The organism is Pseudomonas sp. EGD-AK9, assembly GCF_000465935.2.
GTDB lineage: Bacteria > Pseudomonadota > Gammaproteobacteria > Pseudomonadales > Pseudomonadaceae > Aquipseudomonas.
Map to the genome: position 1 here is coordinate 1 of NZ_AVOF01000485.1, position 18,756 is coordinate 18,756.

At 67.3% G+C, this 18,756-nt stretch carries 18 protein-coding genes; 9 read left to right on the forward strand and 9 right to left on the reverse strand.

Translation table 11 applies throughout. The features are described from left to right. The 3 genes from N878_RS19205 to N878_RS19215 all read left to right on the forward strand — a co-directional run. On the forward strand, nt 1-493 hold a 493-nt coding region (locus tag N878_RS19205; protein WP_031303515.1), incomplete at its 5' end, for a YdbH domain-containing protein. A gap of 4 nt (nt 494-497) precedes the next feature. After that, entirely contained in the window at nt 498-689 is a 192-nt protein-coding gene (locus N878_RS19210) for a YnbE family lipoprotein (RefSeq protein ID WP_021445189.1), read from the forward strand. Nucleotides 690-700: 11 nt separating this feature from the next. Continuing rightward, entirely contained in the window at nt 701-1,039 is a 339-nt protein-coding gene (locus tag N878_RS19215; protein ID WP_021445190.1) for a YdbL family protein, read from the forward strand. 70 nt (nt 1,040-1,109) lie between these two features. Here the strand turns inward: N878_RS19215 and grxD are convergent, their stop codons facing one another. The 3 genes from grxD to N878_RS19230 all read right to left on the reverse strand — a co-directional run bounded on the left by grxD (nt 1,110) and on the right by N878_RS19230 (nt 4,222). After that, nucleotides 1,110-1,436 carry a Grx4 family monothiol glutaredoxin gene (gene grxD, locus N878_RS19220; protein WP_003246056.1) on the reverse strand — a complete coding sequence of 109 codons (327 nt, stop codon included), beginning with the start codon at nt 1,434-1,436 and terminating at the stop codon, nt 1,110-1,112. 100 nt (nt 1,437-1,536) lie between these two features. After that, entirely contained in the window at nt 1,537-3,645 is a 2,109-nt protein-coding gene (locus N878_RS19225) for a molybdopterin oxidoreductase family protein (RefSeq protein WP_021445191.1), read from the reverse strand. A gap of 145 nt (nt 3,646-3,790) precedes the next feature. Then, nucleotides 3,791-4,222, reverse strand: a complete 432-nt coding sequence (locus tag N878_RS19230) for a hypothetical protein (protein ID WP_021445192.1) — start codon at nt 4,220-4,222, stop codon at nt 3,791-3,793. A gap of 336 nt (nt 4,223-4,558) precedes the next feature. Between N878_RS19230 and argF the strand changes: the two genes are divergently transcribed. Continuing rightward, nucleotides 4,559-5,479 carry an ornithine carbamoyltransferase gene (argF, locus tag N878_RS19235; protein ID WP_031303516.1) on the forward strand — a complete coding sequence of 307 codons (921 nt, stop codon included), beginning with the start codon at nt 4,559-4,561 and terminating at the stop codon, nt 5,477-5,479. Next, nucleotides 5,476-6,582 (forward strand): ABC transporter ATP-binding protein, encoded by a 1,107-nt coding sequence (locus N878_RS19240; RefSeq protein ID WP_021445194.1) that lies wholly within the window; start codon nt 5,476-5,478, stop codon nt 6,580-6,582. Before argF ends, N878_RS19240 begins: the two co-directional genes overlap by 4 nt. Nucleotides 6,583-6,654: 72 nt before the next feature. Here N878_RS19240 and N878_RS19245 read toward each other — a convergent pair whose 3' ends face one another. From N878_RS19245 to ybaK, 3 genes are all read right to left on the reverse strand, one after another. Continuing rightward, complete coding sequence (locus tag N878_RS19245) at nt 6,655-7,461, reverse strand: PhzF family phenazine biosynthesis protein (protein WP_021445195.1); 807 nt, start codon at nt 7,459-7,461, stop codon at nt 6,655-6,657. 129 nt (nt 7,462-7,590) lie between these two features. Then, nucleotides 7,591-9,078 carry a glycerol kinase GlpK gene (gene glpK, locus N878_RS19250; protein WP_021445196.1) on the reverse strand — a complete coding sequence of 496 codons (1,488 nt, stop codon included), beginning with the start codon at nt 9,076-9,078 and terminating at the stop codon, nt 7,591-7,593. A 51-nt stretch (nt 9,079-9,129) separates the two neighbouring features. Continuing rightward, on the reverse strand, nt 9,130-9,600 hold the full coding sequence (ybaK, locus tag N878_RS19255; RefSeq protein ID WP_031303518.1) for a Cys-tRNA(Pro) deacylase: 471 nt from the start codon (nt 9,598-9,600) through the stop codon (nt 9,130-9,132). A 97-nt stretch (nt 9,601-9,697) separates the two neighbouring features. On the opposite strand from ybaK, the gene N878_RS19260 reads away from it, so the two are divergent. The 3 genes from N878_RS19260 (at nt 9,698) to bfr (ending at nt 12,824) form a co-directional block, all read left to right on the forward strand. After that, the gene (locus N878_RS19260; RefSeq protein ID WP_021445198.1) at nt 9,698-10,456 is read left to right on the forward strand and encodes a DeoR/GlpR family DNA-binding transcription regulator; all 759 of its coding nucleotides are present in this window, start codon (nt 9,698-9,700) and stop codon (nt 10,454-10,456) included. Nucleotides 10,457-10,578: 122 nt separating this feature from the next. Further along, the gene (gene glpD, locus N878_RS19265) at nt 10,579-12,099 is read left to right on the forward strand and encodes a glycerol-3-phosphate dehydrogenase (protein ID WP_021445199.1); all 1,521 of its coding nucleotides are present in this window, start codon (nt 10,579-10,581) and stop codon (nt 12,097-12,099) included. A gap of 254 nt (nt 12,100-12,353) precedes the next feature. Beyond that, nucleotides 12,354-12,824, forward strand: a complete 471-nt coding sequence (bfr, locus tag N878_RS19270; RefSeq protein ID WP_021445200.1) for a bacterioferritin — start codon at nt 12,354-12,356, stop codon at nt 12,822-12,824. 282 nt (nt 12,825-13,106) lie between these two features. Here bfr and N878_RS19275 read toward each other — a convergent pair whose 3' ends face one another. Together N878_RS19275 and N878_RS19280 are read right to left on the reverse strand one after the other, a co-directional pair. Beyond that, nucleotides 13,107-16,181 (reverse strand): efflux RND transporter permease subunit, encoded by a 3,075-nt coding sequence (locus N878_RS19275; protein WP_021445201.1) that lies wholly within the window; start codon nt 16,179-16,181, stop codon nt 13,107-13,109. A gap of 6 nt (nt 16,182-16,187) precedes the next feature. Then, nucleotides 16,188-17,291: an efflux RND transporter periplasmic adaptor subunit gene (locus tag N878_RS19280; protein WP_021445202.1), complete on the reverse strand. Its 1,104-nt coding sequence runs from the start codon at nt 17,289-17,291 to the stop codon at nt 16,188-16,190. A 94-nt stretch (nt 17,292-17,385) separates the two neighbouring features. Between N878_RS19280 and N878_RS19285 the strand changes: the two genes are divergently transcribed. Then, nucleotides 17,386-18,021, forward strand: a complete 636-nt coding sequence (locus N878_RS19285) for a TetR/AcrR family transcriptional regulator (RefSeq protein ID WP_021445203.1) — start codon at nt 17,386-17,388, stop codon at nt 18,019-18,021. 42 nt (nt 18,022-18,063) lie between these two features. Here N878_RS19285 and N878_RS19290 read toward each other — a convergent pair. Next, a partial coding sequence (locus N878_RS19290) for a class I SAM-dependent methyltransferase (RefSeq protein ID WP_021445204.1) occupies nt 18,064-18,756 on the reverse strand: 693 nt, incomplete at its 5' end.

The following is an 18,756-nucleotide window of genomic DNA, read 5'->3' on the forward strand; positions in this document are numbered from 1 at the left end:
GCTGCGCCTGAGCGGTCTGGACCTGCAGCAGCTGTTTCGCGTCTACCCGGCCGAGGGCCTGGAAGGCAGCGGCCTGCTCGACGGCCTGATCCCCCTGCGCCTGGGCGCCGGCGGCCCCAGCGTCGAGCAGGGCCTGATCGAGGCGCGCGCACCGGGCGGCCGCCTGCGCTTTCACTCACCGCGCATCCGCGCCATGGGCCAGGCCAACCCGGGGATGAAACTGGTCACCGACGCCCTGGAAGACTTCCACTACGACCTGCTCGGCAGTAGCCTCGACTATGATCAGTCCGGCACACTCAGGCTGGGTATGCGCCTGCAGGGACGCAACCCGGCCATCGAGCAGGGCCGGCCGATCCACTTCAACATCAACCTGGAAGAGGACATCCCCACCCTGATGGCCAGCCTGCAACTGACCGCCAAGGTGAGCGAGATCATCCAGCAACGGATCCAGCAACGGATGCGCCAGCGTGTCCCCCAAGAAACCAAGGAGTAGCGCCATGCGCCTGTGCCGCTTCCTCGCAGTCCTGAGCCTGGGCCTGCTGTGCCTGGCCTGTACCCCGACGGTACAACTGGCCATGCCCAACGAGCCGATCAATATCAACCTCAACGTCAAGGTCGAACACGAGATCTACATCAAGGTGGACAAGGCCCTGGACAACGTTTTCAACGAAGACAGCGGCCTGTTCTAAGGAGAAGCCCGATGATTCGCCATATTTCGACCCTGCTGCTGGCGCTCTGTCTGAGCCTGCCGGCCTATGCGCTGAACCTCAACCAGGCCATGAGCGCCCTCGGCGCCGCCAAGGCCAGCGGCCAGCTGGGCGAGCAGCCCAACGGCTACCTCGGCGTGGTCAAGCCGGACGGCCAGGCCGAGGAGATCGCCCGCCTGATCAACCAGGCGCGCCGCGCCGAGTACCAGAAGGTGGCCAAAGACAACGGCATCGCCCTCTCCGACGTGGAAGCCATCGCCGGCAAGAAGGCCATCGACCGCACGCCCCAGGGGCAGTTCATCCAGTTGAACGGGCAGTGGCTGAAGAAGTAGCCACAGCCCAGCCGGAGCCCAAAAGCAAAGAACCCGCCGAGGCGGGTTCTTTCGTTTGCAAGCGCAGCGATCAGGCGCCGGCCTTGCTCACGGCATCCTTGATCAGGGTCTGCAGCTCGCCCTTCTCGTACATCTCGGTGAGGATGTCGCTGCCGCCGACCAGCTCGCCGGCCACCCACAGCTGCGGGAAGGTCGGCCAGTTGGCGTACTTCGGCAGGTTGGCGCGAATTTCCGGATTCTGCAGGATGTCGACGTAGGCGAACTTCTCGCCGCAGCCCATCACTACCTGCGCGGCGCGGGCGGAGAAGCCGCACTGCGGCGCGTTGGGCGAGCCTTTCATGTACAGCAGAACGGTGTTGTTGGCGATCTGCTCTTTGATGGTTTCGATGATATCCATGGGGCACCTCAGCGTAGACTTCCCGACCCCTCGGTCGGCACGGTGGCGCGATTGTAGCGAAAAGCCGAGCGCAATGCTCGGCCTTGCCACGGCATCCGGGCTACGCGGCCACCACCTCCACCGGCACGCCATTGAGCGCGGCGTTGCCGGACAGCGCATCGAGCTGGCGTTCGTCGGTCAGGTCGTTGGCGCTGGCGCCCGGCTGCTCGCGGGCAATCGCCATCTGCACGCCGGGGCGGGCATGGCCCCAGCCATGCGGCAGGCTGACCACGCCGGCCATCATCTCGTCGCTGGCGGCTACCTCCACCTCGATGCTGCCGACCCGTGAGCGCACCCGCACGCGCTGGCCATCGGCCAAACCACGACTGGCCAGATCCACCGGATTCATCAGCAACTGATGACGCGGCTTGCCCTTCACCAGGCGGTGGTAGTTGTGCATCCAGGAATTGTTGCTGCGCACGTGGCGGCGGCCGATCAGCAGCAGCTGGTCCGCCGCTGGCGGTAGCTGCGCGGCGAAGCGCGCGAGATCGCCCAGCAGCAGTTCGGGGGCGGCCTCGATGGCTTTCGATGCGGTCTTTAGCCGCTCTGCCAGGTTCGCCTGCAGCGGCCCCAGGTCGAGCCCGTGCGGATGATCGCGCAATGCAGCCAGGCTGAGCTTGCGCTCGCTGCGATCGCCATAGGGGCCGAAGCGCAGGCCCATGTCGATCATCTGCTCGGGGGCCATCGTCGGTTTCAGTTCCAGAGCGTTGCGCGCAGCGAAGGCCTTGGCCAGGCCGACGAAGATTTCCCAGTCGTGCAGCGCGCCGTCCGGCTTGGCCAGGATCGCCTCGTTGAAGCGGGTGACGTTGCGCACGGCGAAGACGTTGAAGGTGGTGTCGTAGTGGTCGTGCTCCAGCGGCGCGGTGGGCGGCAGGATCAGGTCGGCATGGCGGGTGGTCTCGTTGATGTAGAAGTCCACCGAGAGCATGAACTCCAGACCGTCCAGCGCCTGCTCCAGCTGGCGGCCGTTGGGCGTGGACAGCACCGGATTGCCGGCCACGGTGACCAGCGCGCGGATCTGCCCCTCGCCGGGGGTGAGCATCTCCTCGGCCAGAGCCGAGACCGGCAGCTCGCCGCCGTATTCCGGCAGGCCGGACACGCGGCTCTGCCAGCGGTTGAAATGCCCGCCCGAGGTGCTCGCCACCAGGTCCACCGCAGGCGTGGTGCAGAGCACGCCGCCGACCCGGTCGAGGTTGCCGGTGACCAGGTTGATCAGTTGCACCAGCCACTGGCAGAGGGTACCGAAGGCCTGGGTGGAGACGCCCATGCGCCCGTAGCACACCGCCTTGTCGGCGGCGGCGAAATCCCGCGCCAGCTGGCGAATGGCTGCGGCCGGCACGCCGCAACGCTCGCTCATGACCTCGGCGGTAAATTCGGCAATGGCCGCGCGCACGGACTCCAGCCCCTCCACCGGCAAGTGGCCGGCGCGGGTCAGGCCTTCCTCGAACAGGGTATTGAGCAACCCCAGCAGCAGCGCCGCGTCGCCACCGGGGCGGACGAACAGGTGCTGGTCGGCGATGGCGGCGGTCTCGCTGCGCCGCGGGTCGACCACCACCAGCTTGCCGCCGCGGGCCTGGATGGCCTTCAGGCGCTTCTCCACGTCCGGCACGGTCATGATGCTGCCGTTGGAGGCCAGCGGGTTGCCGCCGAGGATCAGCATGAAGTCGGTGTGGTCGATGTCCGGAATCGGGATCAGCAGGCCGTGACCGTACATCAGGTGGCTGGTCAGGTGGTGCGGCAGCTGGTCGACCGAGGTGGCCGAATAACGGTTGCGCGTCTTCAGCAGGCCGAGGAAGTAATTGCTGTGGGTCATCAGCCCGTAGTTGTGCACGCTGGGGTTGCCCTGGTACACGGCCACGGCGTTCTGCCCGTGCTCCGCGCGGATCGCGCTGAGGCGTTCGGCGACCAGCTCGAACGCCTCGTCCCAGGCGATGGCCTGCCACTGCTCGCCGATGCGGCGCATGGGCTGGCGGATGCGGTCGGGGTCGTTCTGGATGTCCTGCAGCGCCACCGCCTTGGGGCAGATATGGCCGCGGCTGAAGCTGTCCTGGGCGTCGCCCTTGATCGAGCGGATCTGCGTGCTGCCGTCAGGCTGCGCTTCGGTTTCGATGGCGAGGCCGCAGATGGCTTCGCACAGGTGGCATGCACGGTAATGGAGGGACTTGGTCATGGCCTGGCCTCTTGTTCTGATGCGAGACGACCGGTCGGGTCGCAGACTTCGAACTATGGGCCGGGCAAGAGGACGACGCCAGCAGCGTTCGTCTCATGAATCGGCAGGCATCATGCCTGCCGATTCAGGGTCGCGACTATCCGAATCAACGGATGGCGGTCACGGTGCCCTTGTGGCCGGTCACGCTGACGTTGACGGTCTTGTACACGAAGTAATCCTCAACGTTCACTTCGTAACGCGGGGCGACGATCACGTCGGCACCCGAGGCCTTGACTGCCTTGTAGGCAGCTGCGGACTTGGCGGAAGCCACCGGGTCGAGACCCAGGGCGAAACCACCCTCGCCACCACCGTAGGTCACGCCGTCGGCGAACTGGGTATCGCCACCCAGCTTGAACACACCGAACAGGATGTTCACCGAAGATTGACCGGAGATGGGCTCGCCCACTTTCACGTCGGCCTGCAGGTTAGTCTTGACGGTACCGTTCAGCGGAACGGCCGGCTGGCTGACGTTCTGGCTGGCACAGCCAGTCAGCAGGGCGAGGGCGGAGAAAGCGGCGGCGTAGGCTACGTGTTTCATGCAAAACTCCTTTGCACATATATTCCATGGGTACCCCATTGCGGGGGCAATGCATTGCCTAGGAAAGGCGGCGGCATCCTAGGAGCGCGTCGTAGAGCGGCGCAAGCAGGGATGTCAGTTTTGTGACATCTCGCACGCAGCTTTGGGAAAAGGCTTACAAAACAGCCCTTTGTCATGGCCAGGCGGGCAATTTGCGCCTTCTCGTCATTTCCTTATAAGATCGCGCCTTCCCCCTGTTTCGTCGCACCCTGCGGCCTCCTGCCGCAAGCCTCGCTGTTTTCCCGGTTTTTGTCGCCGACGCGGGCTTGCGACCTGTAGTGAAAAAGGTAGTTAACGATGAGCGCCAGACACTTTCTCTCGATGATGGATTACACACCGGACGAACTGGTGGGGCTGATCCGCCGCGGCATCGAGCTGAAGGACCTGCGCAATCGCGGCGTGCTGTTCGAGCCGTTGAAGAACCGCGTGCTGGGCATGATCTTCGAGAAGGCCTCGACCCGCACCCGCCTGTCGTTCGAGGCCGGCATGATCCAGCTCGGCGGCCAGGCCATCTTCCTCTCCCCGCGCGACACCCAACTGGGCCGCGGCGAGCCGATCGGCGACGCCGCCATCGTCATGTCGAGCATGCTCGATGCGGTGATGATCCGTACCTTCGCCCACAGCAACCTCACCGAGTTCGCCGCCAAGTCCAGGGTGCCGGTGATCAACGGCCTGTCCGACGACCTGCACCCCTGTCAGCTGCTGGCCGACATGCAGACCTTCCTCGAGCACCGCGGCAGCATCGCCGGCAAGACCGTGGCCTGGATCGGCGATGGCAACAACATGTGCAACTCCTATATCGAGGCGGCCATGCAGTTCGACTTCCAGCTGAAAGTTGCCTGCCCCGAGGGCTACGAGCCGGACGCGCGCTTCCTCGCCCTGGCCGGCGAGCGCGTACAGGTGCTGCGCGACCCACGCGAGGCGGTGGCCGGCGCCCATCTGGTGAGCACCGACGTGTGGGCCTCGATGGGCCAGGAAGACGAAGCGCAGCTGCGCCTGCAGCGTTTCAAGCCGTACCAGGTCAGCCGCGAGCTGCTCGATCACGCCGCCGAAGGCGTGCTGTTTATGCATTGCCTGCCGGCACACCGCGGCGAAGAGATCAGCGAGGACCTGCTCGACGACCCACGCTCGGTGGCCTGGGATCAGGCGGAGAACCGCCTGCACGCGCAGAAGGCGCTGCTGGAACTGCTGGTCGAACCGGCGTACCACCACGCATGAGCGAGCCGCTGCTGCAACTGCGCGGGCTGAACTGCGGCTACCACGCGCACAAGGTGGTGCAGGACCTGGACCTGCATCTGAACGCCGGCGACATCGGCTGCCTGCTCGGCCCCTCCGGCTGCGGCAAGACCACCACCCTGCGCGCCATCGCCGGCTTCGAGCCGGTGCTCGACGGCGAGATCGAACTGGCCGGCACGGTGATTTCCCGCGCCGGCTTTACCCTGGCGCCGGAGAAGCGCCGCATCGGTATGGTGTTCCAGGACTACGCGCTGTTCCCCCACCTGAGCGTGGCGGACAACGTCGCCTTCGGCATCCGCCAGCAGGAGGGCGCCGAACGCGTCACCGCCGAGCTGCTGGAGCTGGTCAAGCTCGGCCACCTGGCCAAGCGCTACCCCCACGAGCTGTCCGGCGGCCAGCAGCAGCGCATCGCCCTGGCCCGCGCCCTGGCGCCGGAGCCGCAGCTGCTGCTGCTCGACGAGCCCTTCTCCAACCTCGACGGCGAGCTGCGCCGGCGCCTCAGCCATGAGGTGCGCGAGATTCTCAAGGCGCGCGGCACCAGCGCCATTCTGGTCACCCACGACCAGGAGGAAGCCTTCGCCGTCAGCGACCATGTCGGCGTGTTCAAGGATGGCCGCCTGGAGCAGTGGGACACCCCCTTCAACCTCTATCACGAGCCGTCGACACCCTTCGTCGCCAGCTTTATCGGCCAGGGCTATTTCATCCGCGGCCAGCTGCTCGGCCCGGACACGGTGCAGACCGAACTCGGCGCCATCCGCGGCAATCGCGCCTACACCTGGCCCAGCGGCAGCGCGGTGGACGTGCTGTTGCGTCCCGACGACATAGTGCCGGACCCGCAGAGTTCACTTACGGCACGTATCGTCGGCAAGACCTTCCTCGGCGCCGCCACCCTCTACCGCCTGCAACTGGCCACCGGCAGCCAGCTGGAGTCGATCTTCCCCAGCCACGCCGACCACCTGCCGGGCGACGAGGTGGGCATCCGCGTCGCCGCCGACCACCTGGTGGCCTTCCCGGCCCTGGGCAGCGTGGCGGCCCATGTGCCGCTGGGCGAGTCGGGCGGCGTGCGCCGGGTCAGCAGCAACTGACCCCGGCAACGTCCGTAGGCTGTCGCGGGGCCGCCTGGGCCCTGCGCCCCAACGCCCCGCGGACTTGCCCGGCTACAGAAACAGCCGGCCACTGGCGATATGCCGGGCATGGCCGGCGATCTTCACCCGCTCGCCCTCCAGCCTGCACAGCAGTTCGCCGCCACGCGCCGAGCACTGCCAGGCGCTCAGCGCGCCTCGCCCCAGACGCTCGGCCCAGTAAGGCACCAGGATGCAGTGGGTGGAGCCGGTGACCGGGTCCTCGTCGATGCCGATGCTCGGCGCGAAGTAGCGCGAGACGAAGTCGTGGCGCTCGCCGGGCGCGCTGATCAGCACGCCGAGACCCGGCAGTTCGGCCAGCGCCGGCAGGTTCGGGGCGAAGCCGCGCACCTCGGCCTCCGAATCCAGCACCACCATCAGCTCCTGCACGCTGCCGTCGCCATTGCGCAGCGCCAGCACCTGCCGCGGCGCACGCCCCAGAGCCTGCTCCACCGCCGTCCACAACGCCTGTTCCACCGGCACGGCGCGACGCACCGGGAAATCCAGTTCCAGCAGCCGGCCCTGGCGGGTGACGCGCAGCGCCCCGGAGCGGCAGACGAACTCCAGCGCCTGGCCCGGCTCCTGATACAGATCGAACAGCACGCAGGCCGCCGCCAGGGTGGCATGGCCGCACAGCGGCACCTCGCTGGTCGGGGTGAACCAGCGGATATGCCAGCGCTCGCCCTCGCGCACCACGAAGGCGGTCTCGGCCAGGTTGTGCTCGGCGGCGATACGCTGCATCAGCGCCTCGTCGAGCCAGGCCTCGAGGCGATAGACCATGGCCGGATTGCCGGCGAAGGGCTGCTCGGTAAAGGCGTCGACTTGATGGAATTCGAGAGGCATGCTGCATTCCTGGCCAGATGAGAACCGCCAGCATGCCTGCGCAGGGTAAGCCGCAACAGATACAGTTCCTGTTTTCCAGATGCTCTGAGAGCATCGCGGCTGAAGCCGCTCCTACGTTCCTGGGGTGCTTCAGGGCTCGCTGCGCACCCGTTTCACCGCGTCCAGCCAGCCGGCGTAGAGGCGCTCGCGGTGCGCCTCGTTCATCCGCGGCTCGAAGCGCTGCTGGCGGTGCCAGTGGCTGGCGATGGCCTCGAGGTCGGCGTACAGCCCCAGCTGCAGGCCGGCCAGGTAGGCGACGCCGAGCGCGGTGGTCTCGGTGACCTCGGGGCGTTCGACGCCGACGCCGAGAATGTCGGCGAGAAACTGCATGACCCAGTTGTTCTCCACCATGCCGCCGTCCACGCGCAGCGCGCTGGGAGGCGCGGCGCCGTCCTGACGCATGGCCTCGAGCAGGTCGCGGGTCTGGTAGCACACCGACTGCAGGCCGGCGGTGACGATCTCCTTGATCCCGGTGTCGCGGGTCAGGCCGAAGATAGCGCCACGTGCCTTGGGGTCCCAGTAGGGCGCGCCGAGGCCGGTGAAGGCCGGCACCAGGTAGACGCCGCAGGCATCGCCGGTCTGCTCGGCCAGGGCCTCGGTATCGCGCGCGTGGCCGATCAGCTTGATGCCGTCGCGCAGCCACTGCACCGCCGCGCCGGCGACGAAGATGCTGCCCTCCACCGCGTAGGTGACCTCGCCGTTCAGGCGGTAGCCGACGGTGGTCAACAGGCGATTCTTCGACACCACCGGCGTGCTGCCGGTGTTCTGGATCATGAAGCAGCCGGTGCCGTAGGTACTCTTGACCATACCCGGTTCGAAACAGGCCTGGCCGATCAGCGCCGCCTGCTGGTCGCCGGCCATGCCCAGCACCGGGATGCTGGCGCCGAGCAGCTCGGCGTCGGTGTGGCCGAACTCGGCGGCGCAGTCGAGCACCTCGGGCAACAGGCTGGCGGGGATGTCGAACAGGTCGAGCAGCTCCGCGTCCCACTGCTGGCTGTGGATATTGAACATCAGGGTGCGCGAGGCGTTGCTGGCGTCGGTGCGGTGCACCTTACCGCCGCTCAGGCGCCACAGCAGGAAGCTGTCCACCGTGCCGAAACGCAACTCGCCGCGCTCGGCCCGATCCCGCGCGCCGGGCACGTTGTCGAGCACCCAGCGCAGCTTGGTGGCGGAGAAATAGGGGTCGATCAGCAGGCCGGTCTTGGCCGCCACCATGGCCTCGTGGCCGGCGGCCTTGAGCCCGGCGCAGTAGTCGGCGGTGCGACGATCCTGCCAGACGATGGCCGGGTGAATCGGCGTGCCGCTGACGGCGTCCCACACCAGGGTGGTCTCGCGCTGATTGGTGATGCCGATGGCGGCAATCGCATCGGGCTGCAGGCCGCTGCTGGCGATGGCCTCGCGGCAGACCTTGAGGGTGGACAGCCAGATTTCCTGGCCGTCGTGCTCGACCCAGCCGTCCTGCGGGAAATACTGCTGGAACTCCTGCTGGGCGCGCGCCACCGGCAGGCCCTGGGCGCTGAAGATGATGGCGCGGGAACTGGTGGTGCCCTGGTCGATGGCTAGCAGGTACTGGGACATGCGCGTTTCCTTGTTGTTATGCGGGTGTTAGCCCTAGGAGCCTTGTCGGTATCACTCGCGACCGATGGCGGCGAAGCTGCCCTGAGTGTGCTGCGCCAGCACCTCGGCCGCCAGTTCCACCTCCAGGCCGCGGCGGCCGGCGCTGACGAAGATGCTGGCATGCTCGCGCGCCGAACTGTCGATAAAGGTGCGCAGGCGTTTCTTCTGCCCCAGCGGGCTGATACCGCCGAGCAGGTAGCCGGTGGCGCGCTGGGCCGCGGCCGGGTCGGCCATGTCGGCCTTCTTCACGCAGGCGGCCTGGGCCAGTGCCTTGAGGTCGAGGCTGCCGGCCACCGGCACCACTGCCACCAGCAGCTCGCCCTTGTCGCTGGCGGCGAGCAGCGTCTTGAATACCCGGGCCGGCGGCAGGTCGAGCTTTTCCGCGGCCTCCAGGCCATAGGACGGTGCCTTGGGGTCGTGCGCGTAGCTGTGCACCCGGTGTTCGGCCTTGGCCTTCTTCAACAGATCGATCGCTGGAGTCATGTTCGAATGTGAAAATAATCTGAAAAGATTGCCGTACCTTAGCCGAAATCCCTTTTCGCGGGCAGCCTATAATGGCAAGCCACCAAAGGAAGCCGCCATGAACCTGGCCCCTCGCCAACACGACATCCTCAACCTCGCCCGCGAACGCGGCTACGTCAGCATCGACGAACTGGCCCTGGCCTTCGCCGTGACCCCGCAGACCATCCGCCGCGACATCAACCAGCTGGCCGAACACGGCCTGCTGCGGCGCACCCATGGCGGCGCCGCCTGCGAGGCGTCGAGCATCCACAACACCGCCTACGGCATGCGTGCCGGGCAGATGCGCGAGGAAAAGCAGCGCATCGCCGAGGCCGTGGCCGCGCACATCCCCGACCACGCCTCGCTGTTCATCAACATCGGCACCACCACCGAGGCCATCGCCCGCGAGCTGCTCGGTCACCAGGGCCTGAAGATCATCACCAACAACCTGCACGTCGCCGCCCAGCTCAGCGCCAAGGCCGACTTCGAGGTGCTGGTGGCCGGCGGCACGGTGCGCAGCGACGGCGGCATCGTCGGCCAGGCGGCGGTGGACTTCATCCAGCAGTTCAAGGTGGACTACGCCATAGTCGGCATCAGCGGCATCGACGAGGACGGTAGCCTGCTCGATTTCGACTACCAGGAAGTGCGCGTGTCCCAGGCCATCATCGACAACGCCCGCCAGGTGTTCCTCGCCGCCGATTCGAGCAAGTTCGGCCGCAACGCCGTGGTGCGCCTGGGCTCGATCGCCCTGGTCGACCGCGTGTTCACCGACTGCGCGCCGCCCGCCGCCGTGGCCCGCCTGCTGCACGAGCACAAGGTCCACCTCGACCTGGTCTGAATCCGCGCCAGCACCGTTCGGCGCGAAAGCGCGCGCCGAGCTGGCGTACCTGCGCGCATTCGACTAGCATATTTTCGAAAGTGAACATAACCACATTCGAATTCAATAGCGAGTGCCCTGCCATGCCCCACGACCCTCTCGCCAGCCCTGTCGCCGAAGTCTACGACCTCGCCGTGGTCGGCGGCGGCATCAATGGCGTGGGCATCGCCGCGGATGCGGCCGGCCGCGGCCTGGCAGTGTTCCTTTGCGAACAGGACGACCTGGCCAGCCACACCTCCTCGGCCAGCAGCAAGCTGATCCACGGCGGCCTGCGCTACCTGGAGCACCACGAATTCCGCCTGGTGCGCGAAGCCCTGGCCGAGCGCGAGGTGCTGCTGGCCAAGGCACCGCATATCGTCAAACCCATGCGCTTCGTGCTGCCGCACCGGCCGCACCTGCGCCCGGCCTGGATGATCCGCGCCGGCCTGTTCCTCTACGACCACCTGGGCAAGCGCGAGCGGCTGCCTGGCTCGCGCGGCGTGCGCTTCGGCGCCGGCAGCCCGCTCAAGGCCGAGATCGGCCGCGGCTTCGAGTACTCCGACTGCTGGGTCGACGACGCCCGCCTGGTGGTGCTCAACGCCATGGCGGCGCGCGAGCACGGCGCGCATATCCACACCCGCACCCGCTGCATCAGCGCGCGGCGCAGCAAGGGCCTGTGGCACATCCACCTGGAGCGTGCCGACGGCAGCCTGTTCTCCATCCGCAGCCGCGCCCTGGTCAACGCCGCCGGCCCCTGGGTCGCACGCTTCATCGGCGAGGACCTCAAGCAGCAGTCGCCCTACGGCATCCGCCTGATCCAGGGCAGCCATATCGTGGTGCCGCGCCTGCACGACGGCGAGCAGGCCTACATCCTGCAGAACGAGGACCGCCGCATCGTCTTCGCCATTCCCTACCTGGAGCGCTTCACCCTGATCGGTACCACCGACCGCGAGTACCGGGGCGATCCGGCGCAGGTGAGCATCAGCGCCGAGGAAACCGACTACCTGCTGGCGGTGGTCAACGCCCACTTCAAGCAGCAACTGAGCCGCGCCGACGTGCTGCACAGCTTCTCCGGCGTGCGCCCGCTGTGCGACGACGAATCGGACGAGCCCTCGGCCATCACCCGCGACTACACCCTGGCGCTGGCCGGCGCGCCGGGCGAGGCGCCGCTGCTGTCGGTGTTCGGCGGCAAGCTGACCACCTACCGCAAGCTGGCGGAAGCCGCGATGAACCAGCTGGCGCCGTTCTTCCCCAAGCTGGGCCCGAGCTGGACCGCCAGCGCGCCGCTGCCCGGCGGCGAGCAGCTGGACAGCCAGAGCGCACTGATCGAAGCGCTCTGCGCCCGCCATGGCTGGCTGCCGACCAGCCTGGCCAGACGCTGGGCGGCCAGCTACGGCAGCCGCAGCTGGCGCCTGCTCGACGGCGTGCACAACCTCACCGACCTCGGCGAACACCTCGGCGCCGGGCTCTATGCCCGCGAGGTGGATTACCTGCGCCGCGAGGAATGGGCGCGCAGCAGCGCCGATATCCTCTGGCGCCGCAGCAAGCTCGGCCTGTTCATGACTCCGGCGCAGCAGGCCCGCCTGCAGCAGTACCTGCAACCCCATTCGGCCCACGCCGCCTGAACTTCTGCGTGCCCCATGCCCCGCTCCGCGGGGCTTTTTTAAGTTCCGGGGTACTCGCCCGCTTATTCGTCCAATGAGCCCGGGCCAAAGTTTTTATCGCGTCAATTCAACGACTTGGCACTTTGATGCGGAATTAAAACATTCGTATTCAGTTTTATTTTTACTTATGTTTCAATCACTTAGGTTTGACAGGCGGCGAATTGGGGCAGAAGATTTGACGTTACCAATCTCACCGCAACACGGCAGGAGCGATCATGAAAGGCGACAAGAAGGTCATCCAACACCTGAACAAGATCCTCGGCAACGAGCTGGTGGCCATCAACCAGTACTTCCTGCACGCGCGCATGTACGAGGACTGGGGGCTGAAGAAGCTCGGCGAGCACGAGTATCACGAGTCGATCGACGAGATGAAGCACGCCGACAAGCTGATCAAGCGCATCCTGTTCCTCGAAGGCCTGCCCAACGTGCAGGACCTGGGCAAGCTGCTGATCGGCGAGAACACCAAGGAAATGCTCGAGTGCGACCTCAAGCTCGAGCACAAGGCCCACGCCGACCTCAAGGCCGGTATCGCCTACTGCGAGAGCATCGGCGACTACGCCAGCCGCGAACTGATGGAAGAAATCCTCTGCTCGGAAGAGGACCATATCGACTGGCTGGAAACCCAGCTGGGGCTGATCGAGGCGGTCGGCCTGCAGAACTACCTGCAGTCGCAGATGGACGAATAAACCCTATTGGCCAGATGAAGAACGGGAGCCAGTGGCTCCCGTTTTTTATTGCTGCTGTTCACTGGCTCAAGAAGGTCGTGGGAGGGGCTTTCGGCTCGGGCATCCTGCCTCGCAATCCGCAGGGATGTGGTGAATGCCGCAGCCCGTAGGCGACCCCATGGATGGGGGAGGTAGGAAAAACGCCGGGAGCGTTTTCGAGAACGGGCGCGGCGCTACCTCCTGCATCCATGCAGTCGTGGCCGCGACGAGGGGCGCCGCGAAAGCGCCGCCCACCCTGGAACTTCAGCGCGCCTCCTCCTCCTTGACCCGGAACCAGGCGGCGTAGAGCGCCGGCAAAAACAGCAGGGTGAGCGCCGTGGCCACCACCAGGCCGCCCATGATGGCCACCGCCATCGGCCCGAAGAACACACTGCGCGACAGCGGGATCATCGCCAGCACCGAGGCCAGCGCGGTCAGCACTATGGGCCTGAAACGCCGCACCGTGGCCTCGATGATGGCGTGCCAGCGGTCCAGGCCGGCGGCGATATCCTGCTCGATCTGGTCGACCAGGATCACCGAGTTGCGCATGATCATGCCGGCCAGGGCGATGGTGCCGAGCATGGCGACGAAGCCGAACGGCTGGCGGAAGATCAGCAGGAACAGGGTCACCCCGATCAGCCCCAGCGGCGCGGTGAGAAACACCATGGCCGAGCGCGAGAAGCTTTTCAGCTGCAGCATCAGCAGGGTCAGCACCACCACGATGAACAGCGGCACCCCGGCGTTCACCGATTTCTGCCCGCGCGCCGAATCCTCCACCGTGCCGCCCACGTCCAGCAGGTAGCCGTCCGGCAGCTCGGCGCGGATCGGCTCCAGGGTCGGCAGGATCTGCGCCACCAGGCTGGCCGGCTGCTCCTTGCCGTACACGTCGGCGCGTACGGTGACGTTGGGCAGTCGATTGCGGTGCCAGATGATGCCTTCCTCGAAGCCGTATTCCAGGGTCGCCACCTGCGACAGGGCCACGCTACGGCCGCTGTCGGTGGGCACCGCCAGGCTCGGCAGCAGGCTCAGCGACTGGCGCTCCTGCACGGTGCCGCGCAGGAGAATCTCGATCAGCTCGTTGCCTTCGCGGTACTGGCTGACGCTGGTGCCTGAAAGTGCGCTCTGCAGGAAGCGCGACAGCTCGGCGGTGTTGACCCCCAGGGCGCGTGCGCGCTCCTGGTCGACGTTGAGGTAGATGACCTTGCTCGGCTCCTCCCAATCCAGGTGCACGTTGACCACATGGGGGTTCTCGCGCACCTTGGCCGCCACCTGGCGCGCCAGTGCACGCACCTCGTCGATATGCTCGCCGCTGACCCGGAACTGCACCGGGTAACCCACCGGCGGGCCGTTCTCCAGGCGACTGACGCGGCTGCGCAAGCCGGGGAATTCGTCGTTCATGGTCTGGATCAGCCAGCTGCGCAGGCGCTCGCGCTCCTCGATGCTGCCCGCCAGCACCACGAACTGGGCGAAGCTGGCCGCCGGCAGTTGCTGGTCCAGCGGCAGGTAGAAGCGCGGCGAGCCGGTGCCGACGTAGGCCACGTAGTTATCGATCCCAGGCTGCGTCTTGAGCAGCGCCTCCAGACGCTTGACCTGGGCCTCGGTGGCGGCGAGCGAGGCGCCCTCCTCCAGCTTGATGTCGACCATCAGCTCCAGGCGCCCGGAGGCCGGGAAGAACTGCTGGGGCACGAGACGAAACAGCAGCACGGCGGCGACGAACAGGCCTATGGTCAGCAGGATCACCGTCCTGCGCCGGCGCACGCACCACTCCACCGAGGCCCGCACGCGCCGGTAGAAAGGCGTCGCGTAGGGATCGTGGCCGGAGTCGCTGCCGCCGTGCTTGGCCGCGTGCAGCTTGGCCAGGTCGGGCAGCAGCTTGTCGCCCAGGTAGGGCACGAACATCACCGCGGCGATCCACGAGGCGACCAGGGCGATCACCACCACCTGGAAGATCGAGCGGGTGTACTCGCCGGTGCCGGACTGCGCGGTGGCGATCGGCAGGAAGCCGGCGGCGGTGATCAGGGTGCCGGTGAGCATGGGGAAGGCGGTGCTGGTCCAGGCGTAGCTGGCCGCCTTGAAGCGGTCGTAGCCCTGCTCCATCTTGATCGCCATCATCTCCACCGCGATGATCGCGTCGTCCACCAGCAGGCCGAGGCCAAGCACCAGGGCGCCGAGGGAAATCTTGTGCAGGCCGATCCCCAGGTAGTACATGCTGGCGAAGGTCATCGCCAGCACCAGGGGGATCACCAGCGCCACCACCAGGCCGGTGCGCAGGCCGAGGGAGAAGAAGCTGACCAGCAGCACGATCACCAACGCCTCGACCAGCACGCGGACGAACTCGCCGACCCCGGTCTTCACCGCCGCCGGCTGATCCGACACCTTGCGCAGCTCCATGCCCAGCGGCAGGGTCTGCTGCAGGCGGGCGAACTCGCCCTCCAAGGCCTTGCCCAGCACCAGGATGTCGCCGCCGGCCTTCATCGATACCGCCAGGCCGATGGCGTCCTCGCCCATGAAGCGCATGCGCGGCGCGGGCGGATCGTTGAAGCCGCGCTTGACCTCGGCCACGTCGCCGATGCGGAAGGTGCGGTCGCCGACGCGGATGGGGAAGTCGCGGATTTCCTCCACCGACTCGAAACGCCCGGTCACGCGCAGCTGGATGCGGTCGCTGACGGTCTCGAAGAAGCCGGCGGCGGCCACCGCGTTCTGCGCCTCCAGCGCCTGCTGCACCGCGGCCAGCGGCAGGCCGAGGGTGGCCAGCTTGGTGTTGGACAGCTCGATCCAGATCTTCTCGTCCTGCAGGCCGACCAGCTCCACCTTGCCGACGTCCTTGACCCGCTGCAGCTGCAGCTGGACGCGGTCGGCGTAGTCCTTGAGCACCGCGTAGTCGAAGCCGTTGCCGGTCAGCGCGTAGATGTTGCCGAAGGTGGTGCCGAACTCGTCGTTGAAGAACGGCCCCTGGATGCCGGCTGGCAGGGTGTGGCGGATGTCGCCGACCTTCTTGCGCACCTGGTACCACAGCTCGGGGATTTCCGAGCTGCGCATGGAATCGCGCGCCATGAAGGTCACCTGCGACTCGCCGGGGCGCGAGAAGCTGGTGATGCGGTCGTACTCGCCGGTCTCCATCAGCTTCTTCTCGATGCGCTCGGTGACCTGGCGCGACACCTCTTCGGCGCTGGCGCCCGGCCAGTTGGTGCGGATCACCATGGCCTTGAAGGTGAAGGGCGGGTCCTCGCTCTGCCCCAGCTTGGTGTAGGACAGCGCGCCGACCACGGCCAGCAGCAACATGATGTAGAGGACGATCTGGCGGTGGCGCAGCGCCCAGGCGGACAGGTTGAAGCTCATCCGGGCTTACTCCTTGGCGGCCAGTTCGACGTTGCGGTTGTCGCGGTCGACCGGGCGCACCTGCTGGCCCTCGCGCAGCACCTGCACGCCGGCGGCCACCACCCAGTCGCTCGCCGCCAGGCCTTCGAGCACCGGCACGCGGTCGTCGCCGTAAGCTCCGACGCGCACCAGGCGGCGCTGCACCTTGTGTTCCTTGGGCTCGACCACCCAGACGAAGGGCTGACCCTGCTCGGCGCTGAGCGCCGACAGCGGCACCGCCAGCGGCACCTCGCCGTTGCTGGCGATAAACACCCGCGCGCTCTGCCCCAGTTCGGCCGGCACCTTGCCCTCGGTGAAGGCGACGCGCGCGGCAAAGGTACGCGACTGCGGATCGGCGGCCGGCGCCATCTCGCGGATGCGCCCGGGGAAACGCTGATCCGGCTGCGACCACAGCTCCACCTCGACCGCCTGGCCGATCCGGAAGCGCTCGAAGCCCTGCTCCGGCAGGCTGATCAGCACCTCGCGCTCGCCGTCGGCGGCCAGGGTGAACACGGTCTGCCCGGCGGCCACCACCTGCCCCACTTCCACCGCGCGACGGGCGATCACCCCGTCCTGGGAGGCGCGCAGCACGGCGTAGCCGGCCTGGTTGCGGGCCACGTCGTACTCGGCCTTGATCTGCTTGAGGCGCGCTTCGCCGGCGCGGTAGAGGTTCTCGGTGTTGTCGTACTGCGAGCGGCTGACCAGGTTGCGCGCCAGCAGGGTCTTGTAGCGATCGCGCTCGGCGCGCACGGTCTGCAGGTTGGCCTCGGCGGCGGCCACCTGGGCGCGGATGGCCTCCAGCTGCAGGCGCACGTCCTGCGGGTCGAGCTCGGCCAGCGGCTGGTCCTTCTTCACCCGCGCGCCGACGTCCACCAGGCGCTTGGCCACCTTACCACCGATGCGAAACGCCAAGTCCGGCTCGAAACGCGCGCGCACCTCGCCGGGGTAGCTGTCGACCAGGGCGCCGGCCGGTTGCGGCTGCACCACCATGGCCGGACGAATGGGTTGCTCGACCTGCTCGCCGTTGCCGCAGGCGGACAGCAGCAGGGCAAGGGTGAGGGACGCTACAAGAGGCATGGCATGGCGGAACATGGCGAATGACCTGTGACGACGAAGGTTTTGAATATTTGTACTGGCGGGTATAGTAAAAATAGCAAACTCGCCAGTCCAGTATTAAAATCCGCCGATGCCTAACAAGTTGTTACCGCCCGCCGGTCCCGGTCGCCCAAAGGACCCCGCCAAACGCCAGGCCATTCTCGAAGCGGCCAAAACCCTGTTCCTGCGCCACGGCTACGATGGCAGCAGCATGGACGCCATCGCCGCGGAAGCCGGGGTGTCCAAGCTCACGGTGTACAGCCACTTCACCGACAAGGAGAGGCTGTTCTCCGCCGCGGTGAAGGCCAAGTGCGAGGAGCAGCTGCCCGAACTGCTGTTCGAGCTGCCGGCGGGCGTGCCGATCGAGACGGTGTTGCTGAGCATCGGCCGCGGCTTCCATGCGCTGGTCAGCAGCCGCGAATCGGTGGAGCTGCACCGCATGATGGTCAGCCTGGCCAGTCAGGATCCCAAGTTGGCGCTGATGTTCTACCAGGCCGGGCCGCAGCGCGTGCTGCAGGAGATGGCGGCGCTGCTGCGCAGGGCCAACGCCAGCGGCCTGCTGCAGATCGCCGACCCGCTGGGCGCGGCCGACCAGTTCTTCAGCCTGGTCAAGGGCGGCGCGCATTTTCGCCTGCTGATCGGTTGCTGCGCCCCGCTCGAGGGCGAGGCTGCCGAGCGGCACGTGCGCGAGGCGGTGGAACTGTTCCTGCGCGCCTATCGGCGCTGAAGCCCGGGTTCCTGGGGTGCGCCGCCAGCAACCGGATGCGCCCTATGCCCCTTCCAGCTTCTTCTTCGGGTAGATGTCGTAGCGGCTGGACTTGCCCTCCAGCACGTAGCCGGGCTTCGCCCCGTCGATGGCCGGCGCCTTGCGCGGGCGCTTGACCACCACCCGGTGGCTGGCCAGCGCCAGGGCCGCCTCCAGCAGTGCCGGGGCATCCAGGTCGTCGCCCACCAGCGGGCGGAACAGGCGCATTTCCTTCTTCACCAGTGCGCTCTTGTCGCGATGGGGAAACATCGGATCGAGGTAGATCACCTGCGGCGGCTCGCCCTGCCACTGGCGCATCAGCTCGATGGCATTGCCCGTCAGCAGGCGCATGCGCGCGGCAATCGGCGCCACCTCCAGGCTCAACTCGGCACGCGCCAGGCCGTCCTCGAGCAGGGCGGCGATCAACGGCTGACGCTCGATCAGGGTCATGCTGCAGCCCAGGCTGGCCAGGACGAAGGCATCGCGCCCCAGCCCGGCAGTGGCGTCCAGCACCCGCGGACGGATGCCCGGCTGCACGCCGACCGCCTTGGCGATCATCTGCCCGCTGCCACCGCCGAACTGACGGCGATGGGCCATGGCGCCCTCGACGAAGTCGACCCGCACCGGCCCCGGCGCCTTGTGGCCCAGCTCCGCCAGCTGCAGGCCGTCCGCGCCCAGTTGCAGGGCGAACTCGGCGTCGCCGCCCAGCGCCAGGCC